The organism is Pantoea sp. DY-15, from assembly GCF_019795935.1.
Taxonomy (GTDB): domain Bacteria; phylum Pseudomonadota; class Gammaproteobacteria; order Enterobacterales; family Enterobacteriaceae; genus Pantoea; species Pantoea leporis.
The window spans coordinates 332,361-357,222 of the sequence record NZ_JAIMIF010000002.1 but is presented as its reverse complement, the minus strand read 5'-3'; the positions used below and the strand labels follow the sequence as shown (position 1 = coordinate 357,222).

24 protein-coding genes are annotated in these 24,862 nt (G+C 53.8%); 16 read left to right on the top strand and 8 right to left on the bottom strand.

The window, feature by feature from the left end; genetic code table 11:
- Nucleotides 1-25: 25 nt before the first annotated feature.
- Nucleotides 26-1,000: a UV DNA damage repair endonuclease UvsE gene (uvsE, locus tag K5Y32_RS10340; protein WP_192413094.1), complete on the top strand. Its 975-nt coding sequence runs from the start codon at nucleotides 26-28 to the stop codon at nucleotides 998-1,000.
- Here uvsE and K5Y32_RS10335 read toward each other — a convergent pair.
- Genes K5Y32_RS10335 through K5Y32_RS10325 form a run of 3 tightly spaced genes read right to left on the bottom strand, consistent with a single transcriptional unit; the run spans nucleotide 987 to nucleotide 3,326 of the window.
- Complete coding sequence (locus K5Y32_RS10335; protein WP_101761560.1) at nucleotides 987-1,460, bottom strand: OmpA family protein; 474 nt, start codon at nucleotides 1,458-1,460, stop codon at nucleotides 987-989. The two genes, uvsE and K5Y32_RS10335, sit on opposite strands and share 14 nt — an antisense overlap.
- On the bottom strand, nucleotides 1,457-2,671 hold the full coding sequence (locus K5Y32_RS10330) for a diguanylate cyclase domain-containing protein (RefSeq protein WP_110866835.1): 1,215 nt from the start codon (nucleotides 2,669-2,671) through the stop codon (nucleotides 1,457-1,459). The genes K5Y32_RS10335 and K5Y32_RS10330 overlap by 4 nt, the downstream gene beginning before the upstream one ends.
- Nucleotide 2,672: 1 nt before the next feature.
- The gene (locus K5Y32_RS10325) at nucleotides 2,673-3,326 is read right to left on the bottom strand and encodes a YfiR family protein (protein ID WP_255602549.1); all 654 of its coding nucleotides are present in this window, start codon (nucleotides 3,324-3,326) and stop codon (nucleotides 2,673-2,675) included.
- A 378-nt stretch (nucleotides 3,327-3,704) separates the two neighbouring features.
- On the opposite strand from K5Y32_RS10325, the gene K5Y32_RS10320 reads away from it, so the two are divergent.
- On the top strand, nucleotides 3,705-5,753 hold the full coding sequence (locus K5Y32_RS10320) for an FUSC family protein (RefSeq protein WP_222183430.1): 2,049 nt from the start codon (nucleotides 3,705-3,707) through the stop codon (nucleotides 5,751-5,753).
- A 26-nt stretch (nucleotides 5,754-5,779) separates the two neighbouring features.
- On the opposite strand, the gene K5Y32_RS10315 is transcribed toward K5Y32_RS10320, so the two are convergent.
- Together K5Y32_RS10315 and ascF are read right to left on the bottom strand one after the other, a co-directional pair.
- The gene (locus K5Y32_RS10315) at nucleotides 5,780-7,216 is read right to left on the bottom strand and encodes a 6-phospho-beta-glucosidase (RefSeq protein ID WP_222183428.1); all 1,437 of its coding nucleotides are present in this window, start codon (nucleotides 7,214-7,216) and stop codon (nucleotides 5,780-5,782) included.
- Between the two features lie 11 nt (nucleotides 7,217-7,227).
- Nucleotides 7,228-8,679, bottom strand: a complete 1,452-nt coding sequence (ascF, locus tag K5Y32_RS10310) for a PTS cellobiose/arbutin/salicin transporter subunit IIBC (protein WP_222183426.1) — start codon at nucleotides 8,677-8,679, stop codon at nucleotides 7,228-7,230.
- Nucleotides 8,680-8,928: 249 nt separating this feature from the next.
- On the opposite strand from ascF, the gene K5Y32_RS10305 reads away from it, so the two are divergent.
- The gene (locus K5Y32_RS10305; protein ID WP_192234760.1) at nucleotides 8,929-9,948 is read left to right on the top strand and encodes a LacI family DNA-binding transcriptional regulator; all 1,020 of its coding nucleotides are present in this window, start codon (nucleotides 8,929-8,931) and stop codon (nucleotides 9,946-9,948) included.
- Nucleotides 9,949-10,139: 191 nt separating this feature from the next.
- Here the strand turns inward: K5Y32_RS10305 and K5Y32_RS10300 are convergent, their stop codons facing one another.
- Nucleotides 10,140-10,529 carry a thioesterase family protein gene (locus tag K5Y32_RS10300; protein WP_192234762.1) on the bottom strand — a complete coding sequence of 130 codons (390 nt, stop codon included), beginning with the start codon at nucleotides 10,527-10,529 and terminating at the stop codon, nucleotides 10,140-10,142.
- A 232-nt stretch (nucleotides 10,530-10,761) separates the two neighbouring features.
- On the opposite strand from K5Y32_RS10300, the gene K5Y32_RS10295 reads away from it, so the two are divergent.
- The 8 genes from K5Y32_RS10295 to K5Y32_RS10260 all read left to right on the top strand — a co-directional run bounded on the left by K5Y32_RS10295 (nucleotide 10,762) and on the right by K5Y32_RS10260 (nucleotide 17,288).
- Nucleotides 10,762-11,187, top strand: a complete 426-nt coding sequence (locus K5Y32_RS10295) for a RidA family protein (RefSeq protein ID WP_008106850.1) — start codon at nucleotides 10,762-10,764, stop codon at nucleotides 11,185-11,187.
- Between the two features lie 13 nt (nucleotides 11,188-11,200).
- A complete protein-coding gene (locus tag K5Y32_RS10290) occupies nucleotides 11,201-11,875 on the top strand; it encodes a DUF1028 domain-containing protein (RefSeq protein ID WP_222183424.1) in 675 nt (224 codons plus the stop codon).
- 8 nt (nucleotides 11,876-11,883) lie between these two features.
- Nucleotides 11,884-13,035: an acetylornithine deacetylase gene (gene argE, locus K5Y32_RS10285; protein ID WP_222183422.1), complete on the top strand. Its 1,152-nt coding sequence runs from the start codon at nucleotides 11,884-11,886 to the stop codon at nucleotides 13,033-13,035.
- A 39-nt stretch (nucleotides 13,036-13,074) separates the two neighbouring features.
- Entirely contained in the window at nucleotides 13,075-14,223 is a 1,149-nt protein-coding gene (locus tag K5Y32_RS10280; protein WP_222183420.1) for an ABC transporter ATP-binding protein, read from the top strand.
- 18 nt (nucleotides 14,224-14,241) lie between these two features.
- Nucleotides 14,242-15,240 (top strand): NAD(P)H-quinone oxidoreductase, encoded by a 999-nt coding sequence (locus K5Y32_RS10275; RefSeq protein WP_255602547.1) that lies wholly within the window; start codon nucleotides 14,242-14,244, stop codon nucleotides 15,238-15,240.
- Nucleotides 15,237-15,848 carry a glutathione S-transferase family protein gene (locus tag K5Y32_RS10270; protein WP_222183409.1) on the top strand — a complete coding sequence of 204 codons (612 nt, stop codon included), beginning with the start codon at nucleotides 15,237-15,239 and terminating at the stop codon, nucleotides 15,846-15,848. The genes K5Y32_RS10275 and K5Y32_RS10270 overlap by 4 nt, the downstream gene beginning before the upstream one ends.
- A 64-nt stretch (nucleotides 15,849-15,912) precedes the next feature.
- Nucleotides 15,913-16,362, top strand: coding sequence for a type II 3-dehydroquinate dehydratase (locus tag K5Y32_RS10265; protein ID WP_222183407.1), 450 nt, complete (start codon nucleotides 15,913-15,915; stop codon nucleotides 16,360-16,362).
- Nucleotides 16,359-17,288 (top strand): glyoxylate/hydroxypyruvate reductase A, encoded by a 930-nt coding sequence (locus K5Y32_RS10260; protein ID WP_222183405.1) that lies wholly within the window; start codon nucleotides 16,359-16,361, stop codon nucleotides 17,286-17,288. The genes K5Y32_RS10265 and K5Y32_RS10260 overlap by 4 nt, the downstream gene beginning before the upstream one ends.
- 32 nt (nucleotides 17,289-17,320) lie before the next feature.
- On the opposite strand, the gene K5Y32_RS10255 is transcribed toward K5Y32_RS10260, so the two are convergent.
- Nucleotides 17,321-18,283, bottom strand: coding sequence for a LysR substrate-binding domain-containing protein (locus K5Y32_RS10255; RefSeq protein ID WP_222183403.1), 963 nt, complete (start codon nucleotides 18,281-18,283; stop codon nucleotides 17,321-17,323).
- A 52-nt stretch (nucleotides 18,284-18,335) separates the two neighbouring features.
- Here K5Y32_RS10255 and K5Y32_RS10250 point away from each other — a divergent pair, with 52 nt between their 5' ends.
- The 5 genes from K5Y32_RS10250 (at nucleotide 18,336) to K5Y32_RS10230 (ending at nucleotide 22,798) form a co-directional block, all read left to right on the top strand.
- Nucleotides 18,336-18,662: a hypothetical protein gene (locus K5Y32_RS10250; RefSeq protein WP_222183401.1), complete on the top strand. Its 327-nt coding sequence runs from the start codon at nucleotides 18,336-18,338 to the stop codon at nucleotides 18,660-18,662.
- Nucleotides 18,652-19,683, top strand: a complete 1,032-nt coding sequence (locus K5Y32_RS10245; protein ID WP_192413067.1) for a polyamine ABC transporter substrate-binding protein — start codon at nucleotides 18,652-18,654, stop codon at nucleotides 19,681-19,683. Before K5Y32_RS10250 ends, K5Y32_RS10245 begins: the two co-directional genes overlap by 11 nt.
- Nucleotides 19,684-19,746: 63 nt before the next feature.
- Entirely contained in the window at nucleotides 19,747-20,601 is an 855-nt protein-coding gene (locus K5Y32_RS10240) for an ABC transporter permease (protein ID WP_222183399.1), read from the top strand.
- A 1-nt stretch (nucleotide 20,602) separates the two neighbouring features.
- A complete protein-coding gene (locus tag K5Y32_RS10235; protein WP_222183397.1) occupies nucleotides 20,603-21,421 on the top strand; it encodes an ABC transporter permease in 819 nt (272 codons plus the stop codon).
- Nucleotides 21,422-21,547: 126 nt separating this feature from the next.
- Nucleotides 21,548-22,798 carry an NAD(P)/FAD-dependent oxidoreductase gene (locus K5Y32_RS10230; RefSeq protein ID WP_222183395.1) on the top strand — a complete coding sequence of 417 codons (1,251 nt, stop codon included), beginning with the start codon at nucleotides 21,548-21,550 and terminating at the stop codon, nucleotides 22,796-22,798.
- Between the two features lie 89 nt (nucleotides 22,799-22,887).
- Here K5Y32_RS10230 and mqo read toward each other — a convergent pair whose 3' ends face one another.
- Nucleotides 22,888-24,534, bottom strand: a complete 1,647-nt coding sequence (gene mqo, locus K5Y32_RS10225; protein ID WP_222183393.1) for a malate dehydrogenase (quinone) — start codon at nucleotides 24,532-24,534, stop codon at nucleotides 22,888-22,890.
- Between the last annotated feature and the right edge of the window lie 328 nt (nucleotides 24,535-24,862).

Here is a 24,862-nt window from a genome sequence, read left to right as displayed (position 1 = left end):
TCACGCTGATTAAACGGGGGATGAAATGAAATTAGGCTTTGCTTGTAAGTATCTGGATCAACAGGCTAAACAGCCGTATCCCTTCAAAAGCACCACCCGCACGCGCTTTCTTAGTCTCGATGATGAATCACGCATCACGCTGCTAAACCAACTGGCGCAAAACAATCTGCAAAATCTCACTCTCACGCTTGAAAAGCTGGCCACGCAGCCCGACGCGCTGCGCATGATGCGCATCGGCAGCGATCTATTGCCGCTTTACACGGTGCCGCAAGCGACTCAGCTGTACGGGGAATTATTGCCCGATCTTACGCCGTTACTACGCCGCTGCGGCGAGCTGGCGCGCGCTAATAATATTCGGCTTTCATTCCACCCCGGCCAATATACGGTGCTGGCCTCCGATAATGATGGCGTGGTCGATCGCGCGATTGAGGATGTGGAGTATCACGCCACCTGTGCGGTATTAATGGGTTATGGCCGACAGTTTCAGGATTTCAAAATCAACATCCATATGAACGGCAAAAAGGGCTTTGAGGGCTTCCGCGCCGCGTTTCTGCGGCTCACTCCTGAAGCGCGCAATATGCTAACGGTGGAAAATGATGAAATATCCTGTTCGCTGGACGATGTGTTGCAGGCGCGTGAGTTGTGTCCGGTAGTGCTGGATATTCACCATCATTGGGTGAAAGAGAATCACTATATTCAGGCTGATGATGCGCGCATCGCGCTGATAAAAGCGTCGTGGCGCGGTGTGCGGCCAGTTTTGCACTATTCGATTGCGCAGGAAGGTTTGATTCCCGATCACGGTTTCCCGGATCAGCAGGATTTAGCGGTGTCGAAAACCAAACTTCGCGCCCATGCCGATTATTACTTCAATCAAAGCTTAAATGATTGGGCGCTGTCGTTTGATGCCTTCGATATTATGTGCGAAGTGAAAATGAAAAATTTAGCGCGCGACCGTTTGTACGATTATGCAGTCGAGCGCCAGATCATCACGGCGCCGTAATCACAATCGCCACGCGGCGGTTTTGCGCCCGGCCCTGCGGGTTATTGTTGCTGGCAATCGGCGCGCTCATTCCTAAGCCGCGCGTAACGATATTTTCGCGCGGAATTGCTGCGCCTTGCGCCCATTGTGTCGCAACGGCGTTGGCTCTTTTCAACGACAGCTGCTGGTTGTAATCCGCTTTGCCGTAATTATCGGTATGACCATCAATACGCACATGCTTAATGCCGGTCGTCGCCAGATTTTTCGCCATTGTCTGAATGGTGTTTTTACTGGCGGGAGTGAGCTCAGATTCGTTGACGCCAAACAGAATTTTGTCCGACAAACCTAATCCCCAACCTTCGCTATTTTGGCTGAAACCGGCATTACGCATCGCCGCGATCTGTTCATCGCTGAAACGTCCCTTTGCCTGGCAACCGACCAGCGCCAGCACACACACCATCAGGAAAATTTTCATCTTCATCTCCGCACCTTACTCTTTCCCTTATTTTTGTACATGTTCGTATCTGCGCGTTCCAGAATCGACTCAACCGTATCGCCGTGCTGCGACCAGGCGTAGCCAATGGTCACCGAGGTGGAAATCGGAGTGCCTTCAGCAATAACTATTTTCTGGCTGATGGCTTCATTAATATCCTGCATCAGCAACTGCAATTGCGCCTCGCTGGCGCGGCTGCTCACCAGCATGGCGAACTCATCGCCGCCTAAACGCGCGACTAAATCCTGTTTATATGCCAATGCGGAAAGGCGCGAACCAATCGCTTTAAGTACTTCATCACCGGCGGCATGGCCCCAGTTATCATTGATGCTTTTAAAGCGATCGCCATCGAGAAACAGCAAAGCAAAGCGCTCTTTCGCCAGTTGCTGATCGAGCAGTTGGGTTAAACGCGCCACAAAGGCGGCGCGATTGGCGAGGCCGGTTAGCGGGTCTTCCAGCGCTTTGGCGGCCAGCGTGCGATTATCGCGGATCAGAGAAGCCTGCAGCGTCTGCATCTCTGTCAGCAACGAGTTGAGGTCATTGGAAAACAGCTGAAATTCGCGCGTCGGGCTTTCCGGGATACGTAAGGAAAAATCACCAGAATGGATCACGTAGTGGATCGAGCTGGTGATATTACGCAACGAGGCAAGTATGCCGCGATGGAGAAATTCACTCAGCAGGAAGGAGATGATTAACACGCACAGCATGCCGCTGGTCAGAATCATCAGCGAATAACGGATGAAATCGGCCGCACCGGTAACGGTGCCTTCCAGCGTCAGCGTACCGACATTGGCTTCCGAGTGGTTAATATTAACGCTGAGCGGTTTAAGATAAATCCACTCACGTAATAATCGCGGATACCAGCCGGTCTGTTCTTGTCGATCATGCCAGTCAACTAAAACAGTGTGATCGTCAGTCACCAGTTTGGCGGAATCGAACATGCCTTCATTGCCGAGGCGCGCGATTTTATTATGCGCGTCGTAGCTGTCTTCAAATACCGTGGCGGCCGTCAGCGTGGTGCTGAGCGTGGCGGCAATTAATTCCAGATTTCTTTTCTCGTAGCTTTTAATAAACAGCAGGGAAGTCGATGAGAGCAGCAGCCAGCACAGCAATAAAATCACCGCAGAGTTGATGGTGCTAATCTTGCGCAGCTTGTTACGAATCGATGATTTGTCATTTAGTGAATTTTCTATTTTCATCTTATTTGCTTCCATTGCGGGACAGCAACAGTACGTCCGGACTCACCTTGACGCCGCTCCTGGCAAGCGAATCAAGGTTGACTGAGAACAGCGTGTGGTCGGGTTTAAAAATCAGGCAGAAGGCGGCGCCAATGGTACATTCCGCATTGTTTTCAGCGAGGGTTAATACCGCCTTACCTTTGAGGTGATTAAAAAGTTCAACCTGTTGTTGCGGCGTCTGATCGCCAAAATAGACCGCATCGCAATGCTGCGTTGCCAGTTCACTTTCACTGGCGAGATAAACCACGCTAAACGGAACGGCTGAAGGCACACTATTTTGTGGCAATGAGAGATGTTGCGCGGAGGAAAATACGCAGAGTTGTGGCGCGCCGGTTAAACCCGGCCAATGGGTAAAACTAATAATACCGCTGACAATGCGATTGGCTTTATCGTCTTTTATTTCAGCAATTGCTGAGCGAGAAATAAACAGCAGCAGAAATAGGGCAGTTACGACGATTTTGCAGATATGGAGCAGGGAAAGCAGTACGTCGGCTTCCCGATGAAGTTGATGTTTACGTAACATACTGCGTTCCCGAGAGTTCTTCGCATTATTCAGCGCGCAAATATTACCATCGCTGCGGTTAAAAAAGTACACATCTCCCCGTAGGGTCGCCATTCATGGCGACCTTGCATGCATAAATACACACACTGAGAAAATCCCGACGATATTAGTACATGTCGCTGCGCGAAATTATTTTATGGATAAGAAGCCAAAAAGGGCACATTTCAACAAAATGTGATCCAGCACACATTTATCGGCCTGATAACTGAACCGCCCTAAAGCGGCTCAAAACGTTGATGGTGTGTAAATTAGCGACAAAACCGCATCTTTGTCGTGGATTTTCATTAGCGACGCTAACGGATTTGCGCAACGCACAATCTGCGCGATGAACATGGTTTTCGATTACGAAATAATTCGACATATTTATCGAGGTGAGGCTTTTTCACATTCTGGCAGGATACGCAACATTCAGTACATCCTGGTCACCGTGTCATGCAGTGGTTTTCAAAAAACGCCGTTTTTTTTGCTGTAAAAACCTGTCTGGCCGCCTTTCTGGCACTCTATTTCGCACTCGAACTGAATCTGGATAAACCGGCGTGGGCGGTGACCACGGTGTTGCTCGCGTCACAACTCTATTCAGCCTCAACCATTTCCAAATCGGTGTTCCGTCTTCTGGGGACACTATTGGGCGGCGTATTCGTCTTCTTTATCTTTCCGCCGACCGTGCAGCATCCGCTGCTGTTCTGTTTCTGCATTTCGCTATGGGTCAGCGTTTGCCTCTATCTGTCACTGCACGACCGCACGCCAAAGAGTTACGTGTTTATGCTGGCCGGTTACAGCGCGGCGATCATGGGGTTTCCGGAAGTCACCACGCCGCTGTCGATCACCAGCACGGTGATTTCGCGCATAGAAGAGATCACGCTCGGCATCGTCTGCAGCAGCCTGGTACATGCGCTGCTGTTTCCGGTATCAATGCGCAGCCTGCTGGAGCAGAGCGTCAGCCACTGGTATCTCAACGCGCGCAAACTGTGCAGCGATCTGCTTTCCGGCATTCCCAGCGACAGTTCGCCCGAGCGTGACGACATTCTGATCCGCATGGCAACGCATCCGCAGCAGGTAGAAGTGCTGATCACCCACTGCGTCTATGAAGGTGACGCCGCGCGGCGGCTGATTCGCCTGGTGAGCGTGCAGTATCAACATCTCTCCTATTTGATCCCGACGCTCACGGCTATTGAGATGCGCCTGCAGCGGCTCTCGATACTGCAAATCGCCTTTCCGGAAAACGTGGCGCAAACCTTTCAGCTGTTTCTACAGTGGCTCAATGATGGTGAAGCGGTAGGGGAAACCAGCGGCATCCAGCAGACGTTAAGCGCTTGTCAGGCTGAACTTAACTTCGCCTGGCAAAACGGCGAATTGCCTACTGAAAACTGGCTGCTTTTTACCGGATTAATGGAACGGCTGGCGGATTTTGTCCGTATTGCCGGGGCCTATCAAAGCGTTGGTGGATTGGTGAGCGACCTGTCGGGCGACACCACACTGGCGCGCGGCAAACGCACGCACCGTTTTTTTGATAAAGGGCTAATTCGGCTTTCGGCGTTAACCGCGTTCTGTGCCACCTTCGGTTCCTGCTTGCTGTGGATGGGATCGGGCTGGCGTGATGGCGCATCGGCACCGGTGATGGCGGCGATTCTCTGCTCATTGCTCGCCAGCCAGGATACGCCGCTGACCTCGATGAAGCTGTTTGTGCGCGGCGTAATCGTGGCGATCATTATCAGCGTAATTTATGTGGCGTTGCTGCTGCCGCAAGCCACTTCGTTTGAGGCGCTGATGATTTGTCTCGCGCCCGGACTGATGATTCTGGCGCTGATGATCGCGCGGCCCTCGACCAACATGATAGGCCTGAGCGTGGCGATTCAGATCCCCGGCTTTATCGGCCTCGGCCACCATTTAAAACCCGATTTGGTCCTGCTAATCAATAACGCGATTGCCACCATGGCGGGCGTGATGTTTGCAGTGATCATCACCGCCATCATGCGCAACAAACGTCCATCCTGGACCGCGCGCCGCGCCGTGCGACAAGGTCTGCGCGAGCTATTGCGCTTTATTAAAGAGACGGAACGAAACGGTTCATCACTGCTGGGACGGCAACGTTTTATCAGCCTGATGCTGGATAAAGTGAATGTGGTGTTGCCGCGCTTACGGCTCGATCCGCATCCCGATATGCGTTCAGCCGGCATGTTGCTCAAGGAAGTGTGGCTGGGCGTGAACAGTTTTGATTATTACGCGCGCCACAAAGAGCTGCTGCAGCAATATCATCTGGATAGTGGACAGATGTTTCATGAGCTGGCGCTGTTTCTCAAACGCCGCCTGAAGTCACTGCAAACCCCACCGCATGCGGATTTGCAGGAGGAGCTGGATTTACTGTTGCTGAAGCTGGAACAACTGGCGAAGCACGACGAGAGGGTGCTGACGCCGCTGTTCCATCTGTTCAGTATTCGGCTCTATCTGTTCCCGCAACAAGCATGGCCAATCATTAAGTAGGGTCGCCATTCATGGCGACCACCTATTTACAGCGCCTCAAGATTCCGCCCATTGCTTGCGATCACCTGCTTGTACCACCAGAATGATTTTTTGCGGATGCGTTCCAGGCTGCCGTTGCCTTTGTCATCACGATCGACATAAACAAACCCATAACGCTTACTCATTTCGCCGGTCGAGGCCGCCACCAAATCGATGCAGCCCCACGTGGTATAACCGATCAGCGGGATACCATCGGCAATCGCTTCGCCCATCGCCTGAATATGCTCTTTCAGATAGCTGATGCGATAATCGTCGTTAATCTCGCCGTCGGCATTGATTTCATCGTGCGCGCCGAGGCCGTTTTCCACCAGAAACAGCGGCTTCTGGTAGCGGTCATACATCATGTTCATGGTGATACGCAGACCGAGTGGATCGATGCCCCAGCCCCAATCGCTACGTTTGACATGCGGATTGGTCAGCGATTTCACCACGTTAGCGGCGCTGCTGTTTTGCTCGTTCATCTCTGCCGAGGCGCAGCGTGAGGCGTAATAGCTGAAGGAGACGAAATCAACGGTGTGACGCAGCGTAGCGGCATCTTCCGCTTCCATCGCAATCTCTACGCCTTTCTCTCGGAACACCCGCGCGGCATACGAAGGATAAGCGCCGCGCGCCTGCACATCGATAAAGAACAGGTTTTCGCGATCCTTCTCAAGCGCGGCCCATACATCCTCCGGCTTACATGACCACGGATAGAAGTTGCCACCCGCCAGCATGCAGCCGACCTGGTTTTCCGGGTTAATTTCATGGGCGATTTTGGTCACCAGCGCGCTTGCAACCAGCTCGTGATGCGCCGCCTGATACTTCACCTGATCCGGGTTTTCGCCCGGTTCAAACACCAAACCTGCACCGGAAAACGGGCTGTGCAGCAGGATATTGATCTCGTTAAAGGTCAGCCAATACTTCACCAGAACGTTAAATTCTTCAAAGCAGGTACGCGCATAGCGGCTGAAAAATTCGATCATTTTGCGATTGCGCCACGAACCGTATTCGGTCACCAAATGCATCGGTACATCGAAGTGGCACAGCGTCACCAGCGGCGTGATGCCATATTTCTGGCACTCTTCAAACAGGCTGCGATAGAACGCGATGCCTTCCGCGTTTGGCGTCAATTCATCGCCTTGCGGATAAATACGGCTCCAGGCAATCGAGGTACGAAACACGGTAAAACCCATTTCTGCCATCAGCGCGATATCGTCTTTATAGCGACGGTAAAAATCGATGGCGTCATGGCTTGGGTAATACTCATCGCTGCGCAGTTCGAAACGCTTTTCCTGGCCCAACTTTACCGGCATGCGATGCGCGCCGTGGGGGATCATATCCACCGTGGTTAAACCTTTACCACCCGCCAGATAGCTCCCCTCTGACTGATTAGCGGCTAATGCGCCGCCCCACAAAAATCCCTCTGGAAATGTCACTTCAGACATAAAAACCTCATTTACACCTTGGATAAATTAACGTTGGCGGGTTTGGCATCATCCGTCACCGGCTTTGGCTGTGCGGGCTCGGTGACCGGGATATCTTCAAAGCCGAGAATCAACGTCAGAATGAAGGAGAGCACCACCGACAGCACCATCACGCCAGCGACCCACACGATGCTCATCGGATTGGTGGGATCGAAAAACTGTACGCTGGTGAACAAGCCAGGCGAGGCCATCGAATGGCTGGCGAGCCCACCAATCCCCGCCACCGCGCCGCAGATAAAGCCGCTGATCAGGCTGGAGATCAGCGGACGTTTCAACCTGACCGCCACGCCATACAGCGCTGGTTCAGAAATGCCCGCGACAATCGCCGATGCCGCCGCTGCAAACGCAGTTTGACGCAGTTCAGGGTTTTTAGTTTTGAATGCCACCGCCAGAGAAGAACCGCCCAGCGACAGGTTGGCCCCGATCTCCGACGGCATAACCATGCCTTCTTTGCCGGTTTCGGCGATGGTCTGGATGATGGTTGGGGTAAACACGCGATGCATCCCGGTCATCACCAGCAGCGGCCACAGTGCGCCCATAATCGCCACCGACAACCAACCAAGATAGCCGTGAATGGTGTAGACCAGCGCCGAAATGCCGCTACCAATCCAGATGCCGAGCGGTCCAATCAGCACAATGGCAATCGGCGCGGCCACCAGCACAATCAGCATCGGCTTGAGGAAGTTCTTGGTAACCGCAGGCGTGATGCGATCAACCCAGTATTCGATATGCGACAGAATCCACGTCATCACTAACGCCGGAATAACCGTGTAGGTGTACTTCACCGCCGTCACTGGAATGTAAGCAAATTCCACCGCCTGGCCTTGTGCGGCTTTCGCCATTAAATCTACAAAGTTGGGATGCACCAGCACACCCGCGATGGCAATCGCCAGCGACATGTTGGTTTTGAATTTCAGCGCGGCGGAGGCGGCCACCATAATCGGCAGGAAGAAGAACGCGCCGTCACCTATCACGTTGAGGATGATCAGTGTGGAAGAGCCTTTCTCCAGCACGCCGCTCATCTCCAGTACCATCGCCAACAGCTTTACCATCGAGCCACCAATAATCGCCGGGATTAGCGGCGACATGGTGCCCACCAGCGCATCCAGAATGCCGGCACCGATGCTGCGCAAGGTGATTTTGCGTTTCACTGGCGCGGCGCCTTCGCTGTTCGGCGTGCCGAGCTTTAATACTTCCTGATAGGCGAGGTTCACGTTGTTACCAATGATCACCTGACATTGCGTGTCGGTGTGCACCACGCCCATCACGCCGGGAATGGCTTTCAGTGTGGCGTTATCAATGTTTGCGCTGTCTTTCACCACGAAACGCAGGCGCGTCATGCAGTGCGTCACCGCTTCGATATTGTTCAGGCCGCCGAGTGCAGCCACGATGGCGCGCGAGACATCCGCATAGTTTTTAGCCATGGATTTTTGATCTCTGATTATTTGGTAGAGGTACAGCGGTTTCTGCGTGATTTTTCATCATGAGAAACCGGTTTCACAAAATCATGAAGATGCAATCTAATCCAGGCAAGAAATTTAAAATTCGATAGTTGAAAGTGTGAAGTTGATCGCTTTGACTAATTGGACGGCTATGCGGTGATGGCAGAAAAATTGCCGCCTGTTTCGGAGCTTAGGTACACTGCTGCGATGAGCATGGAAAAAGAGTAAATCATGGCGACGATAATCGAGGTGGCAAAAGTAGCAGGCGTATCCAAAGCGACTGTATCGCGTGTGCTGTCTGGCAACGGCTATGTCAGCCAGGAAAAACGCGAGAAGGTGTATCAGGCGATTGCCGCTACTGATTTCCGCCCTAACTTGCTGGCGCGCAATCTGGCGACCAAATCCAGCCAGACGATTGGGCTAGTGATCACCAATACCCTTTACACCGGCAGCTACTTCAGCGAGTTGATGCAGCACTCTGCGCGCCTGATGGAACAGCAGGGACGTCAGTTGTTGCTGGTGGATGGTAAACACAGCGCCGAAGAGGAGCGTGCGGCCATTCAGTTCCTGCTCGATTTGCGCTGCGATGGCGTGATCATCTATCCGCGTTTTCTCACCACCGATGAAATGGACAGCATCATTGCGCAGCATAAACACCCGATATTGGTGATCAACCGCCGTCTGCGTCAGCACGACAGTTACTGCATTTACTCGGATCAACAGCGCAGCAGCAGCGCAGCGGTGGAGCAGCTGATTGCGCTGGGCCATCGCGACATCGCCTTTATCACCGGTTCGCTGGATTCGCCGACCGGCCGCGAACGTCTGGCGGGCTACCACGCGGCGCTGACCAAACATGGCATTGCCGTTGAAGATGCGCTGGTGGTCGAAGGAAAATGGCAGGCGCAAAACGGCATGACAGCGGTGCAACAGTTACTGAAGCAGGGCAGAAATTTCACGGCGCTGGTGGCCAGTAACGATGATATGGCGGTGGGCGCGCTCAAAGCGCTGGCGGCCGCGCAGATTGCGGTGCCCGCACAAGTGGCAGTGATCGGTTTCGATGACATCCCGCTGGCGCCGTTTACCATTCCGGCGTTATCCAGCGTGAAAATGCCGGTAACCGAGATGATTCAGGAAACCATTGAACGCCTGATTTCCATGCTGGATGGCGGCGAAATGCGCAATGACAAAACCTTTGCCGGAGAATTAATTATGCGTGAATCAGTTGGGCCGGGACCGCATCACCCTCAGTGATGAAAAATTGGGGTTACTGATTCCAGTAATTGAGTCACTGATGTTATGTGGAAATTTATTTCTGTATTAACAGGCTGAAGGGAAAACGGATTCCCCCCGCACCGCCATCCGGTGCGGGAGCGTAATCACTTACTCTTCATCATTCTGCAGGTCAAAGGCTCGCTATCATGGCGACCATGACCAAAACCGCATTACGCTTCCGCTAACGCGTTCAACACCGCATCTGGCATGGAAGGGCGTCCATTCTGCAGGCAGGTGGCAACAAAAGTGGCATCGGCATACACCACACCATTCACCAGAATCTGTTGCACAAAATTGACGCGATTGCGCTTCTCATTCTTTGCCAGCACGCAGGTCACTTCCACCTTGTCACCTTTCACCAGGCTCTTACGAAAGCGCAGGGAATACTCCAGCACCATGTAAAGTTTGCCCTGTTTAAACTCTTCTTCAATATCGATACCTAAAGCTTCACGCATATAAGCGTGGCGCGTCCACTCCATATAAAACGGATAATAAAGGCCATCGACCACGCCCTGAAAATCAATATGCTTTTCATCCACCTCATACTGCTTTGCAAACATTTTTATATCCTTATCTGAGAGTTAGGGGAATAAGCAGGCTGGTATACCTCAGAACGCACGTCCGGTAAACGCCGGTTAGTCGGCAGGTGATGATGTTCACAATTTAATGCTAAAAATCACCATCATTAGCTCCTTCGGATTTTTCAAAGCAACACCTCGGTTAATGCTGTTTTCGCTGCCAGGCGTGGGAGGGTATACCTTGCGAAACCCTTTTTTCGCAGAGCAGGCCAGCATGACCACACATACTCGCATCCGTAAATTCAACACCAAAGAAACCTATCCCAATCAGGCACTGGATAACGATCTCTGTCAGGCGGTGCGCGCAGGCAATACCGTGTATGTTCGTGGGCAGATTGGCACCGACTTTGCGGGCAACCTGGTAGGATTAGGCGATCCCGCCGCGCAAGCCGAACAGGCGATGAAAAACGTTAAACAGCTACTGGAAGAAGCGGGCAGCGATTTATCGCATATCGTCAAAACCACCACTTACATCATTGATCCCCGCTATCGCGAGCCGGTGTATCAGGTGGTGGGCAAGTGGCTGAAAGGTGTGTTCCCGATCTCCACCGGTTTGGTGATTTCCGGTTTAGGTCAACCGCAATGGTTGATGGAAATCGATGTTATCGCGGTTATTCCTGACGACTGGCAAGCGGAATAAGAGGCGCGAAACGATGACGTTATCCATTGTGGGACGCTGCGACGCAACCGGTCAAATCGGCATTGCCATTAGCTCATCCAGCATTGCGGTAGGCGCGCGTTGCCCATGGCTACGCGCGGCAGTGGGCGCAGTATCAACCCAGAACATTACCTTACCCGCGCTAGGCCCGCGCATTCTTGATCGCCTGCAACAAGGCGACAGCGCAGAAGCCGCGCTCAAAGCCGGACTCGCCAGCGACGACTATTCCTCTTATCGGCAGGTGACGGTGTTTGCCGCCGATGGCCAAACGGCCTGCTTTAGCGGTGACAAAACGCTGGGCATTCATAACGCGCAAAACGGTCATCACTGTGTTGCGGCGGGCAATCTGCTGGCTAATCCTGAGGTGATTCCGGCGATGGTAAACGCCTTCGAACAGCATTCCGGTCATTTAGCCGAGCGCTTAATAGCGGCGCTGCAAGCGGGCATGCAGGCGGGTGGGGAAGCGGGGCCGGTGCACTCTTCAGCCTTGTCGATCGTTGATGATCAGGTGTGGCCGATTGTCGATCTGCGTGTTGACTGGACGGATGGCGATCCAATTAGCGAACTCGACCAGTTGTGGCTGGCTTATCAACCGCAAATGAACGATTACGTGACGCGCGCCATCGATCCAACGCAGGCACCCCGTTATGGCGTGCCGGGCGACGAGTAGGAGTTTCCATGTTTACCAGCCGACAACTGCTTGAAAAGCTGGTGGCGTTTGACACCACCAGCCGTGAATCCAACCTGGCATTGATCGATTTCGTCTGGCGTTACCTGAATGATTTGGGTGTAAGCGGTGAGCTAATTCACAACGCGGAACGCAGTAAAGCCAATTTGTATGCACGTCTTGGACCCGCTGGCGATGGCGGCGTAATGCTCTCCGGCCACAGTGATGTGGTGCCGGTGGAGGGACAAAACTGGAGCGTGCCACCGTTCGCCCTCACCGAACGTGACGGCAAGTTATACGGGCGCGGCACCGCTGATATGAAAGGTTACATCGCCTGCATGCTGGCGGCAGTGCCCCATTTTCTGGCACAGCCGCTAAAGCAGCCGCTGCATCTGGCAATCTCCTATGACGAAGAGGTCGGCTGCCTGGGCGTGCGCACCCTGCTGGAGGCGCTGTCGCAGCGCCCGGAAAAGCCGTCAATCTGCCTGATTGGTGAACCCACCGAATTGCAACCGGTGCTCGGTCATAAGGGAAAACTGGGTGTGCGCTGCGAAGTGAAGGGCGCGGCTTGCCATTCTGCCTATGCGCCGCAGGGTGTCAATGCCATCGAATATGCTGCGCAGCTAGTTCACCAATTAACGGCGATCGGCGAGCGCCTGGCGCAGACTGAACAACATGACACACGTTTTGATCCCCCTTTTACGACGGTGCAAACCGGAATTATCCGTGGCGGCACTGTATTGAACATCGTGCCCGCTGAATGTGTCTTTGATTTCGAAGTGCGCACCTTGCCACAGCATGACGCGCAAGCCGTTGCCGCTGAGATCGACACCTTCGCGCAATCAGAGCTGGTGCCGCGTATGCAGGCAGTCGCAGTGGACAGCGCGATCCGTTTTTATCCTATCAGTGGCTATCCCGGGTTATTAACCGATGCCCAAAGTGAGGCTGCGCGATTGATCGCCTATCTCACTCAATCCAACGACTTCAGCACGGTAGCCTTTGGCACCGAAGGCGGCTTGTTCCACCAGGCCGGTATTCCCAGCGTGATTTGTGGGCCTGGCAGCATGGCGCAAGGTCATAAACCCGACGAATTCATCAGCATCGCTCAGTTGGATGCCTGTGACGCCATGTTGCAGCGCTTAGCCGCATGGATGAGTCAATAATTACTGTGACAACGTCACACCAATTGCTTTGGAGAGTTCATGGTTAGTGCAGAAATCACTCGATTCCCACAACCCGATATGCCGCGCCCCGCAGTGAAAAGCAGCAACATCGCCGTACAGTTAGATGGCGTGCTGAAGAAGTTTGGCGACGCTATCGCACTGCACAAAATTTCCCTGACTATTGATGAAGGGGAATTTATTACCCTGCTCGGCCCCTCGGGCTGCGGCAAAACCACGTTGCTCAATTTGATGGCCGGTTTTGCTGAAGCTGATGGCGGCGAGATTTTTATTGATGGCGAATTGGTCACGGAAATTCCCCCTTACCAGCGTGAAATCGGCATCGTGTTCCAGAACTACGCGCTGTTTCCGCATATGACGGTGGAAAAAAATGTGGGTTATGGTCTGCGTATGCGCGGGGTGCCAAAGACCGAAATCGCGGAGCGCGTTGAGCAAGCATTAGCGTTGGTCAAACTGGCGGGTTACGGCCATCGCAAACCGCGTGAACTCTCCGGCGGACAACAGCAGCGTGTGGCACTGGCGCGTGCGCTGGTGATCCGTCCAAAAGTCTTGTTGCTGGATGAGCCATTTTCCGCGCTGGACAAGAATCTGCGTTTATCGATGCAGGTCGAACTGAAAGCCATCCAGCGCAAGTTAGGCGTCACCACGGTGTTTGTCACCCACGATCAGGGCGAAGCGCTTAGCATGAGCGATCGCGTGGTGGTGATGTCGGCGGGGCATGTGCGCCAAATCGGTACACCGGATGAAATCTATCGCCAGCCGCGCGATCCGTTTGTGGCGGGCTTTGTCGGTGACGTCAACATCTTGCCTGGACGTTATGCCGGGCGCGATCACGCTGCGGTGCTTGAGCTGGGCGGCAACGCGCTGCGTCTGCCGGCAGAACGCGTGCAGGCGAGCGTTGGCGAGCGACTCGATGTGTACGTGCGTCCGGAAAACATTCAATTGGGGCCGCTCTCTTCGCATTGTTTCCTGAGCGCCACGGTGATCACCCATGTGTTTCAGGGCGATCACGTTGATGTGCATCTTGATGTGCCAGCCCTCGGCAGCGCCTCGCTGTTTGCGCGCCAGTCGGGTCTGGAATCCCTAACCCGCTGGCCAGTGGGTAGCGTAGTGGGCATCACCTTTGATGATGAAGGTGTGTGCGCCTTTACCGCCGCTAAGCAAGGATAAAATCCGATGGTGCCTGAAATGATGAACGCGGTAATTGCCCGCCAGCCGGGCGGCGCAGAGGTGTTAACGGTGGTAGAACGTACCGTGCCACAACCTGCGGCGGGTGAAGTATTGATTCGCGTCGCCAGCGCGGGCGTTAATCGTCCTGACATTATGCAGCGTAACGGCATGCCAATCCCACCGGGCAGCTCAGATGTATTCGGTCTGGAGGTAGCAGGTAAAGTGGTGGCGTTAGGTGCAGAGGTTAGTGGTTTCGCCATCGGCGACGCGGTAATGGCGCTGCTGAACGGTGGCGGTTATGCCGACTATTGCGTGGCGCGCGCTGAGTTGTGTTTGCCGGTGCCCGATAATCTGCCGTTGGCGCATGCAGCGGGCATCCCCGAAGCGGCATTTACTGTGTGGCACAACCTGTTTGAGCTGGGCCGTTTAGCCCCCGGTGAAACCGTACTGATTCACGGTGCCGCCAGCGGCGTTGGCACCTTTGCCATCCAATGTGCGCACGCCTGTGGTGCACGTGTGGTGGCCACCGCAGGCGGTGCCAACAAAACTGCGGCGCTGCAACAGCTTGGCGTCTGGCGCGCCATCGATCGCCATAAAGAGGATTTTGTCGCGGTGATTGCAGCGGAAACCGCAGGGCAAGGCGTGGATGTGGTGCTGGATAACGTGGGTGGTGATTACGTGGCGCGCAATCTTAGCGTATTAGCGCAAGGCGGACGTCATGTGAGCTTGTCATTTATGCAGGGCGCGAAGATCGAGCTCGATCTGCAATTGGTGATGCGTAAAGGACTGAGTTTGACCTCTTCCACGCTGCGCCCCAAAAGCGCTGCTGAAAAGGCGCGCCTGGCGGTGTGCATCCGCAAACATCTGCTGCCGCTGATCGTAGCAGGCAAAATCAAACCCACGCTGCATCAAATTTTGCCGCTGGCGCAGGCGGCGGAGGCACATCGAATCCTTGAGGCCAACGCCAACATTGGCAAAGTGTTGCTGAGCGTGGATCAGCAAGGAGCGTTGGCATGATGCAACTGTTTCACGCCACCACGTCTGCCTATGTGCGTAAAGTGATGGTGACTGCGCATTGTCTTGGGCTCACGAATGAGATTGAGCTTCTGGATTCGGCGGCGCATCCGGTTGAACGTGATGAGCGCATCGCCATCGTTAATCCGTTAGCCAAAGTGCCCGCACTGCGAACCGAACAAGGGGCATGTCTGTACGACAGCCGCGTGATATGCGAATACCTCAATGCCCGCGCGAAGGGCGACTTAATCCCGTCACAGGGTGATGCGCGCTGGTTGAGTTTGTCGCGCCAGGCATTGGGCGACGGTTTGATCGATGCCGCCTTGCTGGCGCGTTACGAGTTCAGTGCCCGCCCATTGGAAAAGCAGTGGCAAGGCTGGGCCGATGCTCAGCTGAAAAAAGTCCATGCCGCGCTACGGGAAATTGAGTGTCAGGTTGCGGCTTTTAGTACGCAGCCTGATGACGTGGGTTTGATTGCCATCGGCTGCGCGCTCGGTTATCTCGATTTCCGCTTCGATGTTCTTAACTGGCGGGCAAACCATCCGCTGACTGCCGCGTGGTTCGCCCTGTTCGATGCCCATCCCGCGATGGCCGCCACGCGCCCGCATTGATCGCCATTAATCGTCATTCGGTCACCCTTTCGGGCGACAACGGCACAGTGACTCAGGAGCTCAGATGACACAGCAGATTTTTTTTCTTAACGGCCCGAACGCTAATCTGTACGGCATGGACAAGAACGGCACTTACGGCAGCGAAAGCTTTGCCAGCATTGATGAACGCTGCCAGCGCCGGGCAGCATCACACAACATCACACTGCAATTTCGCCAAAGCAATCACGAAGGCGTGCTGGTTGACTGGATTCAGGAAGCGCGTCAGCAGGCTGCCGGATTGATCATTAACGCCGCCGGTTTAACCTACAGTTCGGTGCCGATTCTCGATGCATTGCTGATGTTTGATGGCCCGATCATCGAAGCGCACATGAGTAACATCTGGAAACGCGAGCCGTTCCGCCATCATTCGCTGGTATCAAAAGTCGCCACCGGCGTGATTGCCGGCTTGGGCGTGATCGGTTACGAACTGGCAATTGATGCGGTAGTTGAGTTGATCAAGGCGAATGCGGCATGAGTATTTTGGTCTTTTACAGCGAGTTCGACAGTTTTGAACAGTGGTCAGCGTTGCTCGCACCGCATCTGCCGGGCGTAACGCTTTGTCGGGCGGAAGAGGTGCAAAACGATGATGAGGTGCATTTCGCGTTGGTGTGGAAGCCGCCGCACGGTTTTTTCGCCCCTTATCGCAACCTGAAACTGCTTATAAATCTGGGTGCGGGCGTTGATTCGCTGGTCGGGCGCGATGATTTACCGGATATCCCCATTGTTCGTTTGTCTGATCCGCATATGGCGCGGATGATGGCCAGCTTCGTGCTGTTTGCCGTGCTGCGTTATGTGCGTGACATTCCGGCTTTTGAGCGGGCACAACGTGAACGACGCTGGCATTACCTGCATCCGCGTTCGCCGGAAACCGTGCGCGTTGGCGTGCTGGGATTGGGTGAATTGGGCGCGCACGCCGCGCAGGAGCTGGCGCGCCAGGGATTGGATGTGCGCGGCTGGTCACGATCGCAGAAAACCATCGATGGCATTACCTGTAGCAGCGGAATAGACGCGTTGGATGCTTTCCTCGCCAGCAGCGATATTTTGGTAGTGATGCTGCCGCTCACGCCGCAAACCCAGGGCTTACTGAGTGCTGAACGACTGGCACGGTTACCGCACGGCTGCGCGTTTATCAATGTGTCGCGCGGAGCGATTGTTGATCAGGCGGCGTTAATTCAGGCGTTGCAGCGTGGACAGATCGCCGAGGCGACGCTGGATGTGTTTGACCGCGAACCGTTGCCGCCTGAAGATGCGCTGTGGGGCATGGGTAATGTATTGATCACCCCGCATCTGGCTTCGGTTGCCATTCCGGCCAGCGCGGCACCGCAGGTCGCCGCGAATATCCAGCGCGCCGCACGCGGCGAAGCGGTATTGCATCAGGTCTTCCCGCAGCAGGGGTATTAACCGTTGGTCGCCATTCATGGCGACCTGGGATCTCACGCTACTCGCACCACTTGCGGATCGAAATAACTCGGTGCCGCCATGCCGGGAATATATTGGTCGGAAATAAACATGCGGCAACGCTCGGCAAAAGCGCTCACCACCCTGGATTGCTGTACCTGCGCCATGGTGGCATAACCCAACTGCATCGCCTTGTTAACCCCCGCCAACCGCACGCGAATCAAGCGTTTACCATCCTGCGACAAATGCGCTTCAGGTCGTACGTTAGCGATACCAAAGCCGACACCGTTGGCCACCATCGCGCGCACCGTTTCCATACTACTGGATCGCATCACCACATTCGGCGTCACCCCGGCTTCGCTGAACAAGCCAAGAAAATATTCACGACTCCACGGCATATCCAGCAGCACCATCGGCGCTGCAGCCAGATCCTGCATCGAAACCGCGGATTGTGTGGCGAACGGATGATGCTCGCCCACCATCACGTAGGGCGGCAGTTGCGCCAGCGACTGGAAAGTCACATCGCTGGCGGGAACCAAATCATAGGTGAGGGCGATATCGATATCCGCTGAACGCAGCTGTTTTAACAGCAACTCATGGTTGCCTTCCACCAGCGAGATACGCACGCCGGGAAAGGCGCGGCCAAAGCCAAACACCAATTCCGGCGTCAACATTGGCGCTAACGTATCGAGGCAACCGACACGCAGCGGGCCGCGCACGTTGTTCATTGATTCCGATGCAATGGTGTAAAGGTTCGACATCTGTTCGAGGATCAGTTTGGCCTCTTTTAATACCTGGTGGCCGATTGCGGTGAGTGAAACGCCCTGGGCATGGTGACGCACAAACAGCTGCACGCCAAGCTCAGACTCAATGTGGGTGATGGCGGCGGAAATTGACGGAGAGGAGACGTGAATACGCTCCGAGGCGCCAATAATGCTGCCCGCTTCACCGGAAGCGACAAAATATTCCAGCTGACGCTGGGTGATGCGACTGAGCATGCAGGTTCTCCTGAGATCGCTGACACGCTCATGTCGCGTCAGTCATTCTAATATGGTCGATTCAACTCAAGCATTTCTCATGCCAAATTCCGACTCACAGCATAATCACCTGTCCTTGCGCCAGCGACCATTCGCGTCTGCCTCACTCCTGCTTCAGAAAATCCTTGTTAAGCAGGCCGCTTTTTTAGCCTCAGAAATCCTGATGCAACAGCGAGGGAAATGCTGTTTTACCCAATCTCACCGCAACGGCATTATCGCTTCAACACCCGAGAGCCGCCTTCGCACTGTTTTAGAGCATTGCGACGCGATGGACCAGACGGTGGTGCAAAGCAGCTACAACAGCCATTTCATTCATTGGGGACAAGAATATGTTGCGTAAGATGGGTGCCTTAACGTTATTGACCACGTGTGTATTGAGCGCAGGGAATGCAGTGGCCGCAGATAAGCTGATTGTCAGCACCTGGGGTGGCAGCTTTAAGGATCTGATTGATCAAACTATCGCCAAAGAGTTCACCAAAGAAACCGGCGTAGAAGTGCAGTTCGTCACCGGCGGCACCATCGATCGTTTGAACAAAGCCAAGCTGGCGGGCGGTTCGCCGGAAACTGACGTCACCTTTACCACCGCGCATGTCGGTTATCTGTATGCCAATAGCGGCCTGTTTGAAAAGCTCGACATGAGCAAAATCCCTAACGCGGTAAATCTGGTACAGCAGGCCAAAGTCAGCCCGTATCACCTTGGCGTGTGGGGCTACGTTTACACCATCGGCTATCGTCCAGATTTAGTGCCGAAGGGCGAAGAATTTACCAGCTGGAACGATTTGTGGCGTCCGGAGCTGAAGAGCTCGATTGCGCTGCCAGATTGGGATCCGAGCCATATCATCGCGGTGTCCGCCAAACTTTCTGGCTCGGATGCAGCGCATTGGGAACAAGGCCAGTCCAGGCTGAAAGCGCTGATCCCGAACATCAAATCCTTCTATACCGATGATGCCAACAGCCAGCAGCTGATCTCCACAGGTGAAACGCCGGTACAGGTGATGCTGTCGATGAACGCCTACAGCATGATTGCAGAAGGCGTCAACATTAAGCTGGCAGTGCCAAAAGAGGGCGCGATTTTGGGCGTCGATACCGTCGGTATCAATAAAGGCAGCAAACATGCGGAACTGGCCTACAAGTTCATAAATATTGCGCTGAAACCGGAAATCCAGCAGGAAGTGGCGAAAATTTATCGCGGCAGCCCAACGGTAACCAATGCGCATATCGATCCAGAACTGGCGAAGCTGCCTGGCATGCTGACCACGCCTGAGCAGTGGAATGCCACCATCAACACCGATCCGCAACTGCGTGCGGAGAAAACCGCCGAGTGGCGTCAGTGGTTCTCTGAAAACATCATGTCACATTGATAAATAGCGGCGGCCGATTGGCCGCCCGGTGAGTTGCAACACTTTATTCAGGCAGCAACGTCTATGACGAAAAAACCGACATTCTTACCCTGGTTCATTATCCCCGCCACGTTCACGGCGCTTGGGCTGGTGGTGGCCATGTTTGCCGTGATGCAGTTTAGCGTGCGGGCCTATATTCCAGGATCGCTTGATGTAGGCGGATTCACGCTGGCGAACTTTAACGGTCTATTCAAGAAAATCTATGCCGATGCGTTTATCAACACGGTGATGCTCAGTGCGAAAACGGCGATTTTTGGGCTGCTGATGAGTTATCCGCTGGCGTATGCGCTGGTGAGAACGCGCACCACCTGGATCAAATCCACCATCTTGATTATCGCCATTACGCCGCTGTTTCTCGGCGAAGTGGTACGGACATATTCTTGGATCATCGTGCTGGGTAATAGCGGCTTCCTCAATAGCTTGCTGCTGGCGATGGGTCTGATAAACAAGCCGATCCAGTTTATGTTTACCCAAACCGGCGTGGTAGTCGCGCTGGTGCATGTGACCATGCCAATCATGGTGATGATGCTGGCGACTGCGCTGTCGCACATCAATCCTGATTATGAGAAAGCCGCGACCAGTCTGGGGGCGGGGCCGATTCGCACCTTGCTGACGGTGACCATTCCGCTATCGATTCCCGGTATCGTTTCCAGCCTGACCACCGCGTTTGCCTGGACGTTCAGCGCCTTCGCTACGCCGCAACTCATTGGTGGCGGACGCGTCAACACCGTGGCTACCATGGTGTATCAACTGGGCTTCTCTTCAATGAATTTTCCGTTTGCCGCTGCGCTCAGCATTGCCGGTTTGATTTTGACCATTCTGCTGTTGATGGCGCTGAAACGTATGAGCCGCTTCCTCCATGCGATGGGAGACCACTGAAATGACCCGATCCCTCAACGACAAATTGATTACCCTGGCGGGACGCTCGCTGGTGATTGCGATTTTGTTGTTCGTGTTGCTGCCAACCATTGTGGTGTTGATCTCTTCCTTCAGCAGCACCTCGGTGCTGTTCTTCCCACCGAAAGGCTTGTCGCTGCGTTGGTTTGAGCGTGCTGTGAACTACGATGACTTCCGCCACGGCTTCTATTCAGGTTTGATTGTGACGGCGTGGACCTCAACGTTGGCGGTAATTATTGGCGCCACGCTGGCGATTGCCATTGAACGTTACACTTTCCCCTGTAAACAGGTACTGGAAGGCGTGCTGTTGTCACCGCTGTTTATTCCGCACTTCACCATTGGCCTCGGCTTACTGATGCTTGTCTCGCAGTTAGGCATTGGACGCGGTTATTCACTGGTGATCTTCTGCCATGTTGTGCTGGTACTGCCGTTTGTGCTGCGCAGCGTGTATGTGTCGCTGAAAAACCTTGAGCAACGTATTGAAATGGCGGCTGCAAGCCTCGGCGCTTCGCCGTTGCGCGTGGTCTGGACCATAACCGTGCCGTTGATTTTGCCGGGGTTGTTTGGCGGTTGGTTATTTGCCGCAATTCTCTCCTTCAACGAATTTACCGCTTCGCTGTTTATTACCACGCAAGCGACGCAGACCTTACCAGTGGCAATGTACAACTATGTGCGTGAATTTGCCGACCCAACGCTGGCTGCACTGTCGGTTATTTATATTGCCGTAACTGCGACGATGTTAATTATCGCGAATAAGTTTTTAGGCTTGGGGAGAATATTGAACGTCGAAGCAGGGCATTAATGTATTCGCACGGAATGCTGTGCTGATTGAATAGCACAGCATTTATTAATCTGAATAGTAGTCATCCGGCACCTGATTACTCTTTTCCATGAAAAGATCGGGGTCGATCATCTTTAGGGATCTCACATGTCAGTAGAAAAAATTAATACCGTGGTGGTCGGAGCGGGTCAGGCAGGTATTGCGATGAGTGAACATCTGTCGTTAATGGGCGTGCCACATGTGGTGTTAGAGCGTAGCCGTATTGCTGAACGCTGGCGTTCAGAACGTTGGGATTCATTGGTGGCCAATGGCCCAGCCTGGCACGATCGTTTTCCTTCAATGAAATTCGATAATATTTCCCAGGAAGCGTTCCCACCGAAAGAGCGGATGGCGCAATATTTCGAAGACTACGTAAAAATGCTCGATGCGCCGGTGCGCACCGGCGTGGAAGTCCATTCGGTTGAGCGTCTACCAGAACGTAGCGGTTTTAAGATACTGACGTCGGCCGGTGAATTTGAAGCTGACAATGTGGTGGCGGCAACCGGTCCTTTCCAGAAACCCGCTTTTCCGCAGATCGTGCCGGAAAGCGCTGCGCTGCATCAGATCCATTCATCGGCGTATAAAAATCCGCAGCAGCTGCCGCACGGTGGCGTGCTGGTGGTGGGCGCGGGTGCTTCAGGCTCACAAATTGCGGAAGAGTTGCGTAAATCTGGCCGTGAAGTGACGCTCTCCATCGGCGAACATTATCGTCCGCCACGCTCCTATCGTGACCGCGATTATTGCTGGTGGCTGGGCGCGCTGGGCTTATGGGATGAAGTCAAAATCAAGCCGAAGAAACAGCACGTTGCTTTTGCCGTGAGTGGTTATGAAGGTGGCAAAACGGTCGATTTTCGCCGACTGGCGCACATGGGCATTACGTTGGTGGGGATCACCAAAACCTGGGATAACGGCGTGCTGAGCTTTGCTGAGGGTATAATGGACAATATTGCTGAAGGCGACAAAGCGTATTTCGACGTACTGCGTGATGCCGATGCCTATATTGAACGTAATGGCCTGGACTTACCGCCCGAGCCGCAAGCATGGGAATTATTGCCAGATCCAGAATGTTTAATTAATCCATTATCAGAATTGGATCTACAGGCCGCAGGGATTACCAGCATTATCTGGGCCACCGGTTTTAAATTTGATTTTAGCTGGTTGAAAGTGGATGCCTTTGATGCCAATGGTGCGCCGTTCCATAAACGCGGTATTTCCGCCGAACGGGGTATTTACTTCCTTGGCTTGCCCAATCTGGTGAATCGCGCATCATCGTTTATTTATGGCGTATGGCACGATGCCAAATATATTGCCGACCATGTGGTTTTACAAAACGCCTACACCGATTATAAAAAGTCGTAAAAATCTCCGTGAGATCGCCGTTAATGGCGCCCTAGAAAAGACAATAAAAAAGCCGGACAGTGTCCGGCTTGATTCACTTCTGGCGGGAATTACAGCGCCATATCCTGTTTGCCTGATTCGGTACGCGGCTTAGCCTGCGTTGGCGCAACCGTCTGATCACCCATGTTGATGACCGGCGGCTTGGTCAACAGCAGCGTCGCTGCGGTGTTGTCCCAAACTTGCTGCGTCAGCGCGGTGTTGCCGTTCAGCTTCTGACCGAAGCTTGGCACGATAGCGCGGATCTTCTGCTGCCACTCTGGCGAAGCGAACTGCTCTGGGAACAGCTTCTTCATCACGTCGAGGGTGATTGGTGCAGCAGTCGATGCGCCCGGGGACGCGCCCAACAGTGCCGCCAGGGTTTTCTGCTGATCGGTCACGATTTCGGTACCCAGTTTCAGCAAGCCACCTTTTTCGGCATCTTTCTTGATGATCTGCACACGTTGACCCGCCTGAATCAGTTTCCAGTCCTCTTTACGCGCGTTTGGATAGTACTCTTTCAGCGCAGCAAAACGGTCGTCGTCATTCAGCATCACCTGACCAATCAGGTATTTCACCAGGTCGAAGTTGTCGATGCCCACATGCGTCATCGGAATGATGTTGCTGGTGGTGGTCGCGCTCAGCAGATCGAACAGCGAACCGTTTTTCAGGTACTTGGTGGAGAAGGTAGCGAAAGGTCCAAACAGCACCACTTTCTTACCGTCGAGGGTACGTGAATCGATGTGTGGAACCGACATCGGTGGCGCACCTACGGAAGCCTGACCGTACACTTTTTCCAGGTGACGATTAGCGATCTCTGGGTTCTCGGTCATCAGGAACGAACCGCCGACCGGGAAGCCGCCGTAGTTATCTGCTTCCGGAATGCCGGTTTTCTGCAGCAGCTTAATCGCGCCGCCGCCAGCACCGATGAACACGTATTTCGCATCAACTGAACGCTTATCGCCGCTCTTCACATCTTTAATAGTGACGTGCCACGAGTTATCGCCGTTACGCTTGAAATCAGTGACTTCTGACGAGGTTTCCAGCTTGAAGTTCTGATCTTTCTTCAGGCTACCGATCAGCTGACGGGTGATTTCACCGTAGTTAACATCGGTGCCGACTGGCGTCCAGGTTGCCGCGACTTTCTGGTTCGGGTCACGACCTTCCATCACCAGCGGTGCCCATTGCTGGATCTGCTGATGATCGGTAGAGAATTTCATGCCCTGGAACAGGGTGGTTTTCTGCAGCGCATCGTAACGCTTTGTCAGGTACTCGACGTTTTTGTCGCCCCAGACGAAGCTCATGTGCGGCGTAGAGTTAATGAAGGAGTGCGGATCGTGCAACACACCGCGCTGCACCTGCGACGTCCAGAACTGGCGCGAAATCATGAAGGATTCGTTAATTTCCAGCGCTTTGCTAACGTCGATTGAACCGTCTGCACGCTCAGGCGTGTAGTTCAGCTCCATGTTAGCAGAGTGACCCGTACCGGCGTTGTTCCAGCCGTTGGACGATTCCAGCGCGACGCCGTCCAGCTTCTCAACCATCAGCTGTTTCCAGCCCGGTTGCAGCTCTTGCAGCCAGGTGCCGAGCGAGGCGCTCATGATGCCGCCGCCAATCAGCAGAACGTCAGTTTTTTCTGGTGCGTCTTCAGCGCGAACCGCTGATGAGACAAGCAGCGCTGCCAGCGATAGGGCAGACACGATCTTTTTGGTGTGAGTCATTCCAGTCCTACTTATTATGCAATGCAGGTGAACGTTAAAAATTCGGTTTGCACATTAAGAGATTGTTACGGAATGATTAACTTGTTTTTAGTTAATAAAGTATTGGTGTTAATTAATTAACTTAAAAAAATAAAATAGCGTGAAATATAAGCAGAAGGGGGAATTAATCGGAGATAAACCGCTTAAGCTGCGCGGTTATTCTTTATATCGGTAGACGCGACTTAGGTCAAATAAAACTCCTGCTATTTTAAGCACATTGCGTAGCGGCGCGATTCATCGCGCAATCAATTGCGCCGCTACAAAGCGTGCGCGAAGTTTTTGCTGTTCA